Below are 14342 nucleotides of genomic sequence, written 5' to 3'. Positions count from 1 at the left end.
GCAGCTCATGAACACCATCGCCCGCATCGCCGCGGCCGCGGCCCTCTCGTTCTGCGCGATCGTCGGCGGTGCCGGCGCCGCGAGCGCCGCCCCGGCGATCCCCGTGAACAACGGGCAGGAGACGACCGGAGCCGAGGGCGGAGGCCACGGCAGGTTCCACTACACCATCGACGGCGACCGGTTCTGCTACACGCTCGAGGTCACGGGGCTCACCGCCGGCGCGGTGGCCGCGCACGTGCACGTCGGCGCGCGGGGCGTCGCCGGCCCCGTCCGGATCCCGCTCTCCGTGCCGGATGCGACATCCTTCGACGTCGAGGGCTGCACGACGGTCGACGACCCGGCGATCCTCGCCGGGATCCAGGAGGATCCGCGCGGCTGGTACGTCAACGTCCATACGCCCACCTACCCCGGCGGCGAGGTGCGCGGACAGCTCAAGTAGCCCGCGCCCCGTCGGTCCTCAGGCCGCGGCGCGCTCCAGGCGGGCATCGGCCTGCTCGAGCACGGCCGTCAGCGCCTGCGGCGGCCGGCCCCAGAGGATCTCGCCGCGGGCGTTGTGCAGGGCGGGCCACAGGCTCGCGGCCCATGCCGCCTCCGCCTCCTCCCGCGTGAACGCGGCGCCGCGCGCGTCCTGGTAGGCCTCGAGGAACGCCGCGGAGCTCTCCAGCGGGGCGAGGGTCGGGGTCTCGGCGCTGGCGAACGCCCCGGAGGCGGCGCCGACCAGGGCGGCCTCCGGGAGCCAGGCCGTGCTGTCCCAGTCGTGCACGAGGAAGGGGGTGCTCCCGGCCCAGCGCAGGTTCTGCGCCTCCCAGTCCGCATGGCCCAGCACATGCGGCAGGGACGCGGCGGCCCGCAGCCGCCTGCGGGTGCGGGCGGCGACAGCGACCAGGTCCCCGCGCAGCGAGGCCGCGCCGGGGCGCTGGTCGTGGCGAGGGTTGGGCGGCCAGTGCCCCGGCCCGTCGTGGTCCCAGCGCACCCACTCCGGGGCGGGCATCGGCGCGGGGTCACGGAGCCGGGAGGTCACCGCGGTGACGGCGGCGTACAGCCGTGCGGACCGCTCGGCCGCGACGGCGTCAGTGCCGCGATCGATCTCCCCGCCCGGCCGCCATTCCTCGGCGTGCACGGTCAGCTCCCCCGCCCGGCGTCCCTCGGTGAGCGGCCGCGCGCACGGCAGGCCGGCCTCCGCGACGGCCCGCTGGACGGCCAGGCACGTGTCCACGCGACCGGTGGGGTCGGGCCGTGCCTTGACCACCACCTCCCGCCCGTCCTCGAGCCGGAGCGCTCGCACGTCGGACATCACGGAGGCCGCCAGCAGCTGCTCGACCGGCCTCGCCCCGAGCTCGCGCCGGCACCACTCGGAGAGCCACGGCTCGATGTCCACGATTCCCTCATGCGCCTCGATGTCCACGGTTCCCTCATGCGCCATGGGGACACTGTGGCATCGGCGGCCGGGGGCGCGGAAGCGGATTTCCGTCCTGCCGCGGGCCGGGCCGGGCGCATCGGGACGGGCGGAGGGCCGTGCCGTGGGACCTCCCGGCGCCCTCGGTTCCCTCATCGCCGTCAGCGCGGGACACTGGTCGTGTCCCTCGGCGGACCCGCCGCCGGGGCGCCCGACCGGGCCACGGGGAGGCCGTCATGCCGTTCTTCGCACCGTCCACCCACGGGAACGAGCCTGCGGAGCTCGCGTCGTTCCTCGACCAGCAGTGCGCGCAGCTGCGCACGACCGTGCACGGACTCACCGATGATCAGGTCCGTGCCGCACCGACCGCGAGCGGGCTCTCGCTCGCCGGCCTGCTCGCCCATGTCGCCCAGGTCGTCCATGCGAGCCTGTCCAGCGTGGCCATGGCGCCCCGCACGTTCGAGCTGTCCCAGTACGCGGAGCTCAACGAGCGGATCGGGCTCGACGGGATCTTCGGCGGGGCGGAGACCCCGGACCTGTCGCGGGACGAGCTCCTCGCCGTGTACGACCGGGGGATCGCCCTCATCCGGGATCCGACCGTCCGGGACGTCCCCCTCGACCGGGAGATCCCCCTCCCGGACGCACCGTGGGCCCCTCCGGACTTCCACATCGATGCGCGGTGGATGTGGTTGCACCTGTGTACGGAGGTCGCCCGGCACGTCGGGCACGCGGACATCATCCGGGAGGCGATCGACGGGGCGACCTCCTTCGACCTCAACGACGCGGTCGATGCCGCGGAGCACACGGCCGAATAGGCATCCGGCCCGCGCGGGCCGCCCCTCCTGACGCAGCGCCGCGGATCCTCCGGGCGCAGCCGCCGATCTCGAAACTCTCCGAAACCGCTTCCCTGGGCTTTCGTCACCGCACTAGGCTCGCCGCGGAGCGCGGAGATCGCGCTTCCTCGGCGCAGAGCCCGAAGGAGAGCTCATGACCACGACCTCGGCCACCGGCGACGCCCCTGCGGCGCCCGCGCCGCATGGGATGACCCCGATCGAGACCCCCGCCCAGCCCGAGGCGATCGAGCTCGGCACGGGGCTGCCGCCGGACGTCTCGGCACCGGAGGCCTGGCACCGCGAGTACGGCAGCGTGTTCGCGCGCAACGTCAGCACCGCCACGCTCACGCCCTTCCTTCCCGACCCGGTGGCGGCCACGGGGACCGCCGTGATCGTGGCCCCGGGCGGTGGGTTCCTGTCCCTGTCCATGGAGAACGAGGGCTGGAACGTGGCGCGTGCGCTCGCGGACCGCGGCGTCGCCGCCTTCGTGCTGAAGTACCGCCTGCGGCCCACCCCGGAGGATCTCGACGGCTTCGCCGCGGCGATCCGGGAGATGCTGGCAGGACCCATCCCCTCGCACCGGCACGATCCGGAGGCCGCGCTGGGCGCCCTGGACCTGCAGGTCGCCGACGCCCGCGCGGCGTTCGCCCTCGTGCGCCGCCGCGCGTCGGAGTGGGCGGTCGATCCCGAGCGCGTCGGCATGGTCGGGTTCTCCGCCGGCGCCATGCTCACGGTCGCCACCGCCCTCGTCGGCGAGGAGGCGAGACCGGCCTTCCTCGGCGACATCTACGGCCCTCTCACCGCGTTCGAGGTCCCCGCGGACGCGCCGCCGCTGTTCATCGCCCTGGCCGCGGACGACGGCCTGATGGACGCGCGCGGGTTCCCTCTCGTCGAGAGCTGGCGCGATGCCGGGCGGCCCGTCGAGCTCCACTTCTACGAGCGGGGCGGGCACGGGTTCGGCATGTATCCGAAGGAGACCACCAGCACCGACTGGTTCGCCTCCTTCGTGAGCTGGATGAGGATGCACGGCCTCCTCGACGGGACGGGAGGCGGGCGCGAGGGGCCGATCCTGCGAGAGTGGGGGCATGACCGATCCGTCGCCGCTCGAGTCCGGCCCCTTCTTCCACGGCACGCGCGCGCAGCTCGCGCCCGGCGACCGCCTCACGCCCGGGCACGCCTCGAACTATCGGCCGGAGGTGATCATGCATCACGTCTACTTCACCGCGCTGCGCGACGGCGCCGGGCTGGCGGCGGAGATCGCGGCGATGCTCGGCCCCGAGGGCGCGCAGCCCCACGTGTACCGGGTGGAGCCGACCGGGCCCTTCGAGGATGATCCGAACGTCACCGACAAGAAGTTCCCGGGCAACCCCACCCGGTCCTTCCGGACGAGCTCGCCGATGCTCGTCCTCGAGGAGATCACGGACTGGACGCGTCAGACCCCGCAGGCCCTGGAGACATGGCGGGCGCGGATCGCGCAGATGCGCGAGAGCGCCGCCGAGATCATCAACTGACCGGCACGGCGGCGCGGCCGTCCACCACGTGCACGAGCTCGTCCAGGGACTCGCGGTGCACGAGGTCATGGGTCACCAGCAGGGTGGCCGTGCCCCGCTCCCGGGTGAGGCGGGCGATCAGCCGCATGATCTCGGCCCCGCGCTCCTGATCCAGGGCGCTGGTCGGTTCGTCGACCAGGAGCACGTCGGGCTCGTGGACGAGGGCCCGCGCGATCGCGACCCTCTGGCGCTGCCCGCCGGAGAGCTGGTGGGGCCGCCTGCCGGCATGCTCGGAGAGCCCGACCGCGTGCAGGAGCTCCTCGACGCGGGCGTCGATGCGCGCGCGCCGGCTCGCGCCGCGCCGGCCTCCGAGACGGCCCATCACCTGCAGCTGCTCTCGGGCGGTGAGCGCCGGGAGCAGATGGGACTGCTGGAAGACGATGCCGATGCGCTCGCGCCGCAGCGCCGTCGCATCGCGGGCCGAGAGCTGCGCCGCGTCGATCGCGGACGGCCCGTCGCCGAGGAGGACGCGGCCGGAGTCCGGGCGGATCAGCGTGGCGGCGACGGCGAGGATGCTGGACTTCCCCGACCCGGACGGGCCGGTGATGCCGGTGACGACGCCGTTCTCGCCGCGCAGGCTGGCACGGTCCACGGCGGTGATGCGCCCGGCGCCGTCGGGGAAGGTCAGGGTGACGTCCTGCAGAGCGATCATCGGGTGCTCCCCAGGGCGGTGAGCGGGTCGGCGCGGGTGATCGAGCGCAGGGCCGATGCCGCACCGCACAGCCCGAGCGCGGCCATCACGGCGGCGGGGGCGAGGGTGGTCAGCGGGCTGAGGACGAACGGGAGCGCCCGGCCGGCCAGCGTGCCCAGTCCGAGGACGGCGAGGAGTCCCGTGCCGATCCCGCCGGCGAGGACGAGGAGCGCCTGGCCCAGGGAGTCGCGCACGAGGGACCCGGTGCTCGCGCCGATGGCCTTGAGCACGGCGACGTCCCCGGCGCGCTGCATCGTCCAGACCGTGAAGAAGGCGCCGACGACGAGGGCGGAGATGCCGAAGAGCATGGCGATCATCATCCCGAGCGACCCGATCTCGGACCGGAACGCCTCGAGGGCGGTCAGACTGGACGCCGGGCTCTTCGCGGCGGTGCCGGTGCCGGCCCCGACCGCCTCCCAGTCGGGATCGCCGGTGACGGCGAGGACGGTGGCCTCCCCCGTGCCGCCGAGCCGCATGCTCGCCTCGCGCCATGCCGCGGGGGTCATCGCGATCACGGGCATGTGGCTGTACCAGAGATCCTCCCCGGCCGCGACGACGGTGAGGTCGTGCCCCGCGACGGTGATCGTGTCGCCGGTGCGGACGTCGAGGGCCTCGGCCGCCCCCGCGGAGAGTCCGACCTCGTCGTCGCGGGAGGGCGCGAGGGCGAGCACCGAGCCGGAGGGCGTGCCCGAGGCGTCCTGCGGGAGTCCGAACAGCGCCACCCCGGAGGCGTCGTCGGAGCCTGCCGCCGAGGCCCGCGCCGGGACGATCCCGACGGGCGTCACGGACCGCACGCCGTCCGCCTCGGCCCACGCCGCCGCGACGTCCTCGCCGAGGGAGGAGGTCGCGAAGCGGGGCTCACCGGTGCCGGGCTGCTGGAGCACGAGCCGGTCCCCGGGCAGCTGGAGGACCGCGGAGACGTTCTGCGCGGCGAGGCCCCCGGTGAGGCCCGAGAGGAAGCCGACGAGCAGGGTGATCAGGGCGACGACGGCCCCGATGAGGAGGAACCGGCCGCGGGCGTACCGCAGCTCTCTCCAGGCGACGAACACGATGATGCCTTTCCGCCGACGCACTCTGTGCCGGCTCCTGCCCCACTCTCGCGGCGGAGGGCGAGGCCCGGCATCGCCAGAACCGGCGGTCCGGCGATCGAACTTTCGATGGATGGGGCGGGCGGGCGGCTGGCATAGGCTGAGCCGGCCATGCCGCATTCCACCCTCGCTCCGGTGTTCCTCGGGCTCCGCCTCGGCCTGCACGTCCTCCTCATCGGACTCACGGCCTTCGCCGCCGGCCGCGCCCTCGCCACGCAGTCCCCGGACGCGCCGGCGATGCTGGCCGTCGGCGCCGCGTTCGTCGCGGTCTATCTCCTGGGGGCGCGCGCGGCCCGATCCGGGCGGGCCGTCGGCTCGGCGCCTCGCGCTCCGGTGCTCGCATGGGCTGCCGCCCTCACGGTCCTGTGGGCCGTGCTCGTGTGGCTCAGCCCCGAGGGCGCCTACCTGGTCTTCCCTCTGTTCTTCCTGTATCTCCACGTCATCCCCGGCCGCGGCGGCGTCGCGGCCGTGGTCGTCACCGCAGGCTTCGCGATCCTCGCCCTCGGGCTCCACCTCGGCTTCAGCGTGGGCGGCGTGGTCGGCCCTCTGGTCGCCGCCGCCGTGGCGCTCCTCATCGGCGCCGCGTCGAGAGCTCTGAGGCGGGAAGCCGCCGAGCGCGAGGAGCTGGTCGCGGAGCTCACGCGGACCCGGCAGCAGCTCGCCGAGACCGAGCGCCAGCAGGGGGCTCTGGCCGAGCGTGCCCGTCTGGCCCGCGACATCCACGACACCGTCGCCCAGGGCCTCTCGAGCATCCAGATGCTCCTGCGCGCTGCGGAGCGCGAGATCTCCGGTCCCGGTGCGGAGCATGTGGCGCTGGCCCGCGAGACCGCTGCCGACAGCCTCGCCGACACCCGCCAGATCATCCGCGAGCTCACCCCGGCACGTCTGGACGACGGCCTCGCGGCGGCGCTGCGACGGCTCGGCGAGGAGCACACCCGCCGCGGCCCGGTCCCGGTCGAGGTCTCCGCCGCGGACGTCGATCTGGCGATGGGGCCCCAGACCGCGCTGCTGCGCATCGCCCAGGGCGCGCTGTCCAACGTCGCCCGGCACGCGAAGGCCACGCACGTCGCCGTGGAGCTGACGGCCGACGAGGACGGGGCGACGCTGACGGTGCGCGACGACGGGCAGGGATTCGACGTGGCCACCGCCGTGTCCGACTCCCACGAGGCGGGCTCCTTCGGGCTCCAGGCCATGCGGGAGCGCGTCGAGCAGCTCGACGGCAGCCTCGACATCGCCTCGGCTCCGGGGCGAGGGTCGACCGTGACCGTCCGGCTGCCCCGCCGGCCCGGGCCGGGGAGCCGTCCATGATCCGGATCGTGCTGGCCGACGACCATCCCGTGGTGCGGGCAGGGCTGCGCGCCATGCTCGCGAGCGCCGCCGACCTGGAGGTCGTCGCGGACGCCACGACCCCGGATGACGCGGTCGCCCGCGCCGTCGACCTCGAGCCCGACGTCGTGCTGATGGACCTGCAGTTCGGCACCGAGCAGACCGGTGCCGACGCCACGCGCCGCATCCGCGCCCTCCCGGGGGCGCCGGCGGTGCTGGTGCTCACCAACTACGACACCGACACCGACATCCTCGGCGCCGTCGAGGCCGGCGCCAGCGGGTATCTCCTCAAGGACGCGCCCCCGGACGAGCTCGTCGCCGCGGTGCGCGCCGCCGCCGGCGGCGAGACGGCGCTCGCGCCGGCCATCGCCGGCCGGCTGCTCGCCCGGATGCGGTCCCCGCGGCCCGGGCTCAGCGCCCGGGAGACCGAGGTGCTGCAGCTCGTCGCCGATGGGGCGTCGAACAGCGACATCGCACGCCGCCTCCACATCAGCGAGGCCACGGTGAAGTCGCACCTGGTGCATGTCTTCACCAAGCTGGGCGTCTCCTCGCGCACGGCCGCCGTCGCCGCGGCGCGGGATGCGGGGATCCTCCGCTAGGCTCCCCGCCGGTCATCGGGGGCGGATCCCGGCCCCGAGGACGGCGAGGACGGCCGCGGCGGCGAAGGCGATGGCCGGGCTCGTCCCGTCGGAGACGGCTCCGACCACGGGTGCGCCCACGGCCTGCCCGACGGCGATGAGGAGGAAGGCGAGCCCCACCCCGGCGGCAGGAGCCTGCGGATCGACCTCGGTCCCCCAGATCAGCAGCAGCCCGCTCAGGGCGATGTAGGAGGCGCCGAAGACGGCGGAGGCCAGCAGCGCCACGGCCAGGACGCCCGGGAGCGCCGCGAGGACCACCGTCGAGGCCGCCAGGGCGAGCATCAGGGCCGACCAGCTCGCCCGGATGCCGAACCGTCGGATCAGGTCGCCGGCCGCGGCCCCGGCCACGCCGCAGGCCCCCAGGACGATCCACGCGAGCGACGAGGCGGAGGCGCCGACCCCTCCGGCTCCGGCGAGCACGTCGCGGCCGAAGGTCCACATCGCGGCGCTCGAGGCGCCGGTCAGCGCCGCCGCCGCGATCATCCGGCCGCTGCCCGGGGGCAGCAGCGGCCGCGGTAGCAGCGGATCCCTGCGGGCATCGCCCGAGCGGCTGCGCGGCCCGTCGGGGACCGCGATGGCGACACCGACGGTGACGACCGCGCAGAGGACGGCGAAGGCGATCCAGGCGGCCCGCCACTGATCGTGCGCGAGGAGCGCGATGGGCCCGGCGACCGCGACGCCGACCCCCGTGCCGGCGTTGATGACCGCCTGCGTCCCGTTGCGTGCCCGCTCCGGGACCCGGTGGGCCACGGCGTGCGCCAGCGGCGGGGAGGCCGCCCCCGTGCTCGAGCCGGCGATCAGCACGCCGGCCGCGAGGACGCCCGCCGTCGGGGCGAGGGCCACCAGGAGCACCCCGAGGGTCGCGATCACGCCGGCGGCGACGGCGACGGCGCGCCCGCCGAGGCGGGGGGTGAGAAGGGTGGAGCCGATGATCGCCGCGCAGTAGGCGACGTAGGAGCCGGAGGCGATCATCCCGACGGCCCCCGCGGTGAGCGCGAACTCATCGCGGAGGGCCGGGACGAACAGCCCGTACGCGAACCGGGCGAAGCCGTAGCAGACGGCGATCAGCGAGAGCCCGGCGACCATCAGCCGCAGCGCTCCACGCCGACCGAGCCGCTGGTCGGGCTCCAGGGATTCTCCTGCGTCCGTCAGCACGTCCTGCTCCGCCATGACCCGCTCCGATCTCACAGACCTGTGAACCTTCCGTGCCGACACACTACACTGGTCTGTGAAGTCGAGGGGCGAGGAGTCTCATGAGCACCCAGCAGGTTCCCGGCGGCGCCCTGGAGGTGCCGCCGCTGACCCCCGGCGCGCGGCGCATCCTCGAGGTGGCCTCCCAGCTCTTCTACCGCCACGGGATCCACGCCGTCGGCGTGGACACGATCGCCGCGGAGTCGGGCCTGACCAAGCGCACGCTGTACGACCGCTTCGGATCGAAGGAGCAGCTCGTCGCGACCTACCTCCGCGCCCGCCACCAGGACTGGTGGCGACGGATGGAGCTGCGGCTGGCGCAGCAGCCGGACCGCCCGGCGCTCGCGCTGTTCGACTCCTACGCCCAGGATGCGCAGCCCTCGGATCGCGGGTGCGCGTTCATCAACGCCGCCGCGGAGCTCCCGCCCGAGCATCCCGGACGCCAGGTCATCCAGGCGCACAAGCGCGCCGTGATCGACCGTCTCACCGAGCTGATCGGCCCCGACGGCGGATCCGGGGCCGGCGCCGCCGCGGCCGCCGAGGAGGTGTTCCTGCTGCTGGAGGGCGCGCTCGTCCACCGCGGCATCGACGGCGACGACCATCTGCTCGAGCGCGCCCGCGAGGCGGCGGCGCGACGGATCGCGCGCCGCTAGCCGCGGCGGCACGACGGATCGCGCCCCGGCAGCCGCGCCAGTGCGAGCATCGCGGCCCCTCGCCCGCCGGCCGGGCCATCGGGCGCGGGCCGCTCAGCTGCGCGGAGCGGAGCCTCCCGCCGCTGCCGCCGCGCGGGCGAGCCATGCCGGGGTGCGGCCGGGACGCTGCGGCGGGATGAGCTCGCCGGCCTCGCAGCAGGCGACCAGCTGGCGCGCCCGCCGCTCGCGCGTGGCCTGCTGCTTGGCGGACATGATCCAGTGCCGCACGGCCTTGCGGTACCCGGGGGTCGCCGCGGCGAGGAATGCGAGGGCGCCGGGCGAGGCGTCGAGGACGGCCTGGAGATCGGCGGTGAGCTCCGCCTCCGGGTTCTCGTGCGAGTAGGTGCCCGAGCGGGCGGCCGTGCGGCGCTCGAACGCGGCGATGCCGGCCGGGTGCATCCGCCCGGCCGCCGTCAGCCGCTCGACGTGCGCGATGTTGACGTTCGACCAGGTGCTGGCGGCCTTGCGCGGCGTCCAGCGCTGGCGGCGCGAGTCAGCGTCGATCTTCTGGGAGACCGAGTCGATCCACCCGAAGCACAGCGCCTCGAGGACGGCCTCGCCCCAGGTGAGCCCGCGGCCCGGGACGTGGGCGAGCCTCAGCCCCATCCACAGCTCCGTCTCGGTGGCGTGGTGGCGCTCGAGCCAGCCGCGGAACTCCGCGGCGTCGCGGAAGAAGATCGCGGGGCGCTCCGCGGTGCCGCCGGGGGTTCCGGGATCATCGGACATGCGCCCAGTCTACGAAGCGCCCGGCGCGCAGCGCAGTGCCGCACAGCCCGCCGCCCCTGGCCGCCGGCACGCGGAGCTCAGCGCAGGACGCGGTAGCGGAGGTGGGTCTCGCTCGCATAGGCCGAGGTCTCGAGGCGTTCGAGCTCGATGCGCCGTCCCAGCCCGGCGAACAGCGGGATCCCCTCCCCCAGAAGGACCGGCGCGACGTCGAGGTGGAGCTCGTCGACCAGCCCGAGCCGGAGGCACTGCCGCGCGATGCTCCCTCCGAGCAGGCTGACCCAGCCCTCGCCCGCCGCCCGCTCCGCCGCGGCGACCGCCTGCGCGATGTCGTCGACGACGAAGGTGTAGGTGATGCCGTCGCGCTCGATCGGTGCGTGCTCGGTACGGGTCATGAGGAACACGGGCACCTTCAGCATGCCGCCGTACGGGATCTCGCCGTCCTCGATGGTCTGCGTCGCATTCGCTCCCCCGACCACCGCGCCGATGCGTGCGATGACCTTCTGGACGACCGCGTCGTCCTCGGGGGCGGACGGGCGACCGAACATCCAGTCGACCCCTCCGTCGGATTCCGCGATGTACCCGTCGAGGGTCATCGTCGCGTGGATGATCGTCCGAGCCATGATCGACTCCTGTCCCGTAGATGGTGAGTCACTCGACTCACCTCTCAGACGGTACCGGGCCACCAGTGGTGAGTCAACCGACTCACCTCATGGGATACTCGACCCGTGCCAGCCCAGCCCTCCCCGTACCACCAGGGGATCGCCGCGACGAACCGCGCTGCGATCCTCGACGCGGCGATGCGACTGTTCCTCGAGTCCGGGTACGACCGCACGTCCCTGGCCCGGGTCGCCCGGGAGGCGGGCGTCTCCCGCGCGACCCTGTTCAAGCAGTTCCCGACGAAGGCCGAGCTGTTCGAGGCGACGGTGCTCGCCGCGGGCGGCTCGCCCGACGCCGAGGTCGTCGACCCTCCGACGGGAGATCTCCTCGGCGGCCTGGTGGAGCTGGGCCGCGCGTACACGGAGCTGCTGACCCGCCCGCGCATGATCTCCCTGATGCGCGCCGTGATCGCCGAGTCGCCGACCTTCCCGGAGCTGCGGGAGCGCACCTTCGACTTCGGGACCCTGCCGGTGCTCGCCGCCCTCGGGCGCTACCTCCGGGCGGAGCACGCGGCGGGGCGGGCCGACATCGAGGATCCGGACCTCATATCGGCCCAGTTCCTGGGGATGATCGCCTCCGCGGTGTTCTGGCCTCGCCTCGTGCACGGCACCTGGACGATCACGGAGGAGGAGCAGCGGCGCGTCGTCGAGGAGGCCGCGCGCACGATCGCCGCGCGCTGCGCCTCCCCCTGACGCACGCCGCCACGCTCCGGGGCCGTGCCGTTCACCCCATGGTGACGACGATCTTGCCGGTGGTGCGGCCGGTGTCGCCGAGGCGGTGCCCCTCGGCGATCCTCTCGAGCGGGACGGTCTCGGCGATCATCGGCCGCAGCCGGCCCTGCTCGACGAGCTCCGTGATCGCCTGCAGGTCGGCGCGGGAGGAGTCGACGAGCATCCGCACGGCCCGGACGCCGCGCCGCTCGGCCTCCCGGAAGAGGTCCTCGGAGCCGACGGGGAGGATCGAGACGAGGATTCCTCCCGGCCGCAGGGTGCGCAGGGACCGGGTGGAGATCTCGCCGCCGATCGTGTCCAGCACGACGTCGACACCGTCGACGGCCTCGGCGACGTCCTGGCTGGTGTAGTCGATCGCCTCGTCCACGCCCAGCTCGCGCAGGACGTCGTGCTTCGGGGCGCTCGCGGTGCCGATCACGTGCGCGCCGCGGGCCTTCGCGATCTGCACGGCCACGTGCCCGACCCCGCCGGCGGCGGCGTGGATCAGCACGCGCTGCCCGGGCCCCAGATCGGCGTTCTCGACGAGGGCCTGCCAGGCCGTCAGCGACACCAGGGGCAGCGCCGCCGCGTGGAGGTGGTCCAGGGCGGCGGGCTTCGTCGCGAAGACCCGGGCGGGGGCGGCGACGTACTCGGCGTGCGCGCCGTGGCCGTACGGGTAGGGGAGCATCCCGAACACCTCGTCCCCCGGCCGGAAGCGGGCCACCCCGATGCCGACGGCCGCCACGACGCCGGAGAGGTCCCAGCCCAGGACGAAGGGCGGGTCCCCGAGGAAGCCGCCGCCGGCGCGGTGCTTCCAGTCGGTGGGGTTCAGGCTCGCCGCGCGCACACGGACGAGGATCTCGTTGGGACGGGGCTCCGGGCGGGAGACCTCGGCGATCTCGAGGACCTCGGGGCCTCCGAGGGAGTGCTGCGTGACGGCTCGCATGGTGTGTGACGTGGTCATGCCCTCCACGATGCCGTCTCCGGAGCGCCGCCGACATGGCAAGAAGGTCATCCTTCGATATGATCGTGCCATGGTCGCTCCGGGGCAGGTCCAGCAGGTGGCGGTGCTCGCGCTCGACGGGGTCTACCCCTTCGAGCTCGGCATCCCCAGCCGCATCCTCGAGGCCGCCCCGGGGCTGTACGAGGTCTCGACGTGCAGCGCCGACGGCGGGCCCGTCCGCACCGCCTCGGACTTCGTCATCGACGTCCCGCACGGGCCCGAGCTCCTGGACAGCGCGGACATCGTGGTCATCGCCTCGATCACGCCGGCGGAGATCCCCGCCGAGCTGCCCGGGGCGCTCACCGGCGCCCTGGCACGCATCCGCGCCGAGGCGCGGATCGTCTCGATCTGCACGGGCGCGTTCATCCTGGCCGCGGCGGGGATGCTGGACGGCCGCCGGGCGACCACGCACTGGAACCTGGCCGACCTCTTCCGCCGCCGGTTCCCGCGGGTCGACCTCGACCCCGACGTGCTCTTCGTCGACGAGGGGCGGATCCTCACCTCCGCCGGGGCGGCCTCCGGGGTGGACGCGTGCCTCCATCTCGTGCGCACGGACCACGGCAGCGAGATCGCCGCCGCGGTCGCACGCCGCTGCGTCGTCCCGCCCTTCCGCGACGGCGGGCAGGCGCAGTACATCGAGCAGCCGGTCCCGGATCCCGGGAGCGCCGGCACCGCCCCCGCGCGCAGCTGGGCCCTCGAGCACCTGCGCGAGCCCCTCGACCTGGCCGCCCTCGCCCGCCGGGCGGGGATGAGCCCGCGGACCTTCTCGCGCCGCTTCACCGCCGAGGTCGGCGTGAGCCCCGGGGCGTGGATCATCGGCCAGCGGGTGGCCCGCGCCCGGCATCTGCTCGAGAGCAGCGACCTGCCGATCGACCGGGTCGCCGAGGAGGTCGGCTTCGCCACCGGCACCTCGCTGCGCCGGCACTTCCACGCCGCGATGGCCGTCACACCCTCGGCGTACCGCCGGACGTTCCAGCGCTCCGGGTAGACCGCACCCCAAGGCGATAATCGTTCTCATGTAGCCTCGGTGCATGAGCGACGATCTGTACACCGCCAACGCCGAGTGGTACGCCGCCCTCGTCGCGCCGTGGCAGGAGAGCACCGCCTCCGCCCTGCGCTCCGCCCTCGGTCCCCTCCAGGGGGACGTGGTCGACATCGCCTCGGGGGTCGGCACGGCGCTGCCCGTGCTCCGGGAGCTGGGCGCGGCGCGGCTGTTCGCCGTCGAGCCCTCCGCGTCGATGCGCGCGGGCCTGATGACCACGATCGCCGGCGATCCGACCCTGATGCGGGACACGACCGTGGTCCCGTCCGGGGTGCCCGAGGCGCTGGACCGGCTCCCGCCGCGCTGGGACGCCGCGGTCATGCTGAATGCCATCGGGCACCTCGACGACGACGCCAGGATGCACCTGTGGGCCGCGCTGGGCGGACGCCTCCGGCCCGGCGGACGGTTCGCCCTCTCCCTGCAGCCGCCCGGGACCGTCACGGCGATCCCGTGGACCGACTTCGGCGAGGTCGCGATCGGCGAGAACCGGATCCGCACCCGGGGGCGGGCCGATCCCCTGGACGGGACCCGGGTGACCTGGACCATGGAATGGTCCTTGCTCGATGCCCACGGCGACCTCCTCGAACGGCGCCGTGCGAGCTATCCCTGGCGCGCGCTCAGCCGAGAGGTCCTCGTCCGGGAAGCCGCCGCACGAGGGCTGCGGGCAGTCGGCCCGGCCCCGGACAGTCCTCTGCTCGCCCTGGAGCGGGCGGGGTAGGGGGCCGTCCGCACGCTCCCCCGGGCGCACCCGGACAGGCGCCGCCGCGGCGCGGCGCACGGCCGGTGCGCGGGGCCCGGG

General features: G+C 74.6%; 16 protein-coding genes and 1 pseudogene. 10 read left to right on the top strand and 7 right to left on the bottom strand.

All coding sequences use genetic code 11. The annotated features are described in order from the left end of the window. Positions 1-7 precede the first annotated feature (7 nt). The gene (locus tag BF93_RS03665) at positions 8-439 is read left to right on the top strand and encodes a CHRD domain-containing protein (RefSeq protein ID WP_038370714.1); all 432 of its coding nucleotides are present in this window, start codon (positions 8-10) and stop codon (positions 437-439) included. Positions 440-457: 18 nt separating this feature from the next. Here BF93_RS03665 and BF93_RS03660 read toward each other — a convergent pair whose 3' ends face one another. Continuing rightward, the gene (locus tag BF93_RS03660) at positions 458-1423 is read right to left on the bottom strand and encodes an aminoglycoside phosphotransferase/kinase family protein (RefSeq protein WP_051486488.1); all 966 of its coding nucleotides are present in this window, start codon (positions 1421-1423) and stop codon (positions 458-460) included. A 209-nt stretch (positions 1424-1632) separates the two neighbouring features. Between BF93_RS03660 and BF93_RS03655 the strand changes: the two genes are divergently transcribed. The 3 genes and pseudogenes from BF93_RS03655 (at position 1633) to arr (ending at position 3740) form a co-directional block, all read left to right on the top strand. Next, entirely contained in the window at positions 1633-2211 is a 579-nt protein-coding gene (locus tag BF93_RS03655) for a mycothiol transferase (protein WP_038370712.1), read from the top strand. A gap of 172 nt (positions 2212-2383) precedes the next feature. Further along, a pseudogene (locus BF93_RS19930) lies at positions 2384-3244 on the top strand (alpha/beta hydrolase); the annotation flags it as partial. A 70-nt stretch (positions 3245-3314) separates the two neighbouring features. Further along, positions 3315-3740 (top strand): NAD(+)--rifampin ADP-ribosyltransferase, encoded by a 426-nt coding sequence (gene arr, locus BF93_RS03645; protein WP_038370710.1) that lies wholly within the window; start codon positions 3315-3317, stop codon positions 3738-3740. On the opposite strand, the gene BF93_RS03640 is transcribed toward arr, so the two are convergent. Together BF93_RS03640 and BF93_RS03635 are read right to left on the bottom strand one after the other, a co-directional pair. Beyond that, positions 3733-4431 (bottom strand): ABC transporter ATP-binding protein, encoded by a 699-nt coding sequence (locus BF93_RS03640; RefSeq protein ID WP_038370708.1) that lies wholly within the window; start codon positions 4429-4431, stop codon positions 3733-3735. The two genes, arr and BF93_RS03640, sit on opposite strands and share 8 nt — an antisense overlap. Next, positions 4428-5519, bottom strand: coding sequence for an ABC transporter permease (locus tag BF93_RS03635; RefSeq protein WP_038370706.1), 1092 nt, complete (start codon positions 5517-5519; stop codon positions 4428-4430). Before BF93_RS03635 ends, BF93_RS03640 begins: the two co-directional genes overlap by 4 nt. Positions 5520-5669: 150 nt before the next feature. Here BF93_RS03635 and BF93_RS03630 point away from each other — a divergent pair, with 150 nt between their 5' ends. Further along, on the top strand, positions 5670-6866 hold the full coding sequence (locus tag BF93_RS03630; protein ID WP_038370705.1) for a sensor histidine kinase: 1197 nt from the start codon (positions 5670-5672) through the stop codon (positions 6864-6866). Continuing rightward, positions 6863-7483, top strand: coding sequence for a response regulator (locus BF93_RS03625; protein WP_038370704.1), 621 nt, complete (start codon positions 6863-6865; stop codon positions 7481-7483). The genes BF93_RS03630 and BF93_RS03625 overlap by 4 nt, the downstream gene beginning before the upstream one ends. A gap of 12 nt (positions 7484-7495) precedes the next feature. Here BF93_RS03625 and BF93_RS03620 read toward each other — a convergent pair whose 3' ends face one another. Beyond that, the gene (locus tag BF93_RS03620) at positions 7496-8692 is read right to left on the bottom strand and encodes an MFS transporter (RefSeq protein WP_051486487.1); all 1197 of its coding nucleotides are present in this window, start codon (positions 8690-8692) and stop codon (positions 7496-7498) included. A gap of 83 nt (positions 8693-8775) precedes the next feature. On the opposite strand from BF93_RS03620, the gene BF93_RS03615 reads away from it, so the two are divergent. Next, positions 8776-9366: a TetR/AcrR family transcriptional regulator gene (locus BF93_RS03615; protein ID WP_051486486.1), complete on the top strand. Its 591-nt coding sequence runs from the start codon at positions 8776-8778 to the stop codon at positions 9364-9366. A gap of 93 nt (positions 9367-9459) precedes the next feature. On the opposite strand, the gene BF93_RS03610 is transcribed toward BF93_RS03615, so the two are convergent. Then, positions 9460-10131, bottom strand: coding sequence for a YdeI/OmpD-associated family protein (locus tag BF93_RS03610; RefSeq protein ID WP_051486485.1), 672 nt, complete (start codon positions 10129-10131; stop codon positions 9460-9462). A gap of 77 nt (positions 10132-10208) precedes the next feature. Continuing rightward, positions 10209-10751 (bottom strand): dihydrofolate reductase family protein, encoded by a 543-nt coding sequence (locus BF93_RS03605; protein ID WP_038370703.1) that lies wholly within the window; start codon positions 10749-10751, stop codon positions 10209-10211. A gap of 105 nt (positions 10752-10856) precedes the next feature. On the opposite strand from BF93_RS03605, the gene BF93_RS03600 reads away from it, so the two are divergent. Beyond that, on the top strand, positions 10857-11480 hold the full coding sequence (locus tag BF93_RS03600) for a TetR/AcrR family transcriptional regulator (protein WP_038370702.1): 624 nt from the start codon (positions 10857-10859) through the stop codon (positions 11478-11480). Between the two features lie 31 nt (positions 11481-11511). On the opposite strand, the gene BF93_RS03595 is transcribed toward BF93_RS03600, so the two are convergent. Next, positions 11512-12462, bottom strand: coding sequence for an NADP-dependent oxidoreductase (locus BF93_RS03595; protein WP_038370701.1), 951 nt, complete (start codon positions 12460-12462; stop codon positions 11512-11514). Positions 12463-12532: 70 nt separating this feature from the next. Here BF93_RS03595 and BF93_RS03590 point away from each other — a divergent pair, with 70 nt between their 5' ends. Together BF93_RS03590 and BF93_RS03585 are read left to right on the top strand one after the other, a co-directional pair. Continuing rightward, positions 12533-13489, top strand: coding sequence for a GlxA family transcriptional regulator (locus BF93_RS03590; protein ID WP_038370699.1), 957 nt, complete (start codon positions 12533-12535; stop codon positions 13487-13489). Between the two features lie 43 nt (positions 13490-13532). Beyond that, complete coding sequence (locus tag BF93_RS03585) at positions 13533-14261, top strand: class I SAM-dependent methyltransferase (RefSeq protein WP_051486484.1); 729 nt, start codon at positions 13533-13535, stop codon at positions 14259-14261. The last annotated feature ends 81 nt before the right edge of the window (positions 14262-14342 follow it).

Source organism: Brachybacterium phenoliresistens, from assembly GCF_000576425.1.
GTDB lineage: Bacteria > Actinomycetota > Actinomycetes > Actinomycetales > Dermabacteraceae > Brachybacterium > Brachybacterium phenoliresistens.
Note: the sequence above shows the minus strand (reverse complement) of the source record. Positions and strands in the feature narration are given on the sequence as shown.

What these genes read in the sequence shown, in the direction of transcription:
- BF93_RS03615 (WP_051486486.1), top strand. Translation starts at nt 8,776, where the DNA reads ATGAGCACCCAGCAGGTTCCCGGCGGCGCCCTGGAGGTGCCGCCGCTG.
- BF93_RS03610 (WP_051486485.1), bottom strand. Translation starts at nt 10,131, where the DNA reads ATGTCCGATGATCCCGGAACCCCCGGCGGCACCGCGGAGCGCCCCGCG.
- BF93_RS03595 (WP_038370701.1), bottom strand. Translation starts at nt 12,462, where the DNA reads ATGACCACGTCACACACCATGCGAGCCGTCACGCAGCACTCCCTCGGA.
- BF93_RS03585 (WP_051486484.1), top strand. Translation starts at nt 13,533, where the DNA reads ATGAGCGACGATCTGTACACCGCCAACGCCGAGTGGTACGCCGCCCTC.
- BF93_RS03620 (WP_051486487.1), bottom strand. Translation starts at nt 8,692, where the DNA reads ATGGCGGAGCAGGACGTGCTGACGGACGCAGGAGAATCCCTGGAGCCC.
- BF93_RS03660 (WP_051486488.1), bottom strand. Translation starts at nt 1,423, where the DNA reads ATGGCGCATGAGGGAACCGTGGACATCGAGGCGCATGAGGGAATCGTG.
- BF93_RS03655 (WP_038370712.1), top strand. Translation starts at nt 1,633, where the DNA reads ATGCCGTTCTTCGCACCGTCCACCCACGGGAACGAGCCTGCGGAGCTC.
- BF93_RS03665 (WP_038370714.1), top strand. Translation starts at nt 8, where the DNA reads ATGAACACCATCGCCCGCATCGCCGCGGCCGCGGCCCTCTCGTTCTGC.
- BF93_RS03605 (WP_038370703.1), bottom strand. Translation starts at nt 10,751, where the DNA reads ATGGCTCGGACGATCATCCACGCGACGATGACCCTCGACGGGTACATC.
- BF93_RS03625 (WP_038370704.1), top strand. Translation starts at nt 6,863, where the DNA reads ATGATCCGGATCGTGCTGGCCGACGACCATCCCGTGGTGCGGGCAGGG.
- arr (WP_038370710.1), top strand. Translation starts at nt 3,315, where the DNA reads ATGACCGATCCGTCGCCGCTCGAGTCCGGCCCCTTCTTCCACGGCACG.
- BF93_RS03640 (WP_038370708.1), bottom strand. Translation starts at nt 4,431, where the DNA reads ATGATCGCTCTGCAGGACGTCACCCTGACCTTCCCCGACGGCGCCGGG.
- BF93_RS03590 (WP_038370699.1), top strand. Translation starts at nt 12,533, where the DNA reads ATGGTCGCTCCGGGGCAGGTCCAGCAGGTGGCGGTGCTCGCGCTCGAC.
- BF93_RS03630 (WP_038370705.1), top strand. Translation starts at nt 5,670, where the DNA reads ATGCCGCATTCCACCCTCGCTCCGGTGTTCCTCGGGCTCCGCCTCGGC.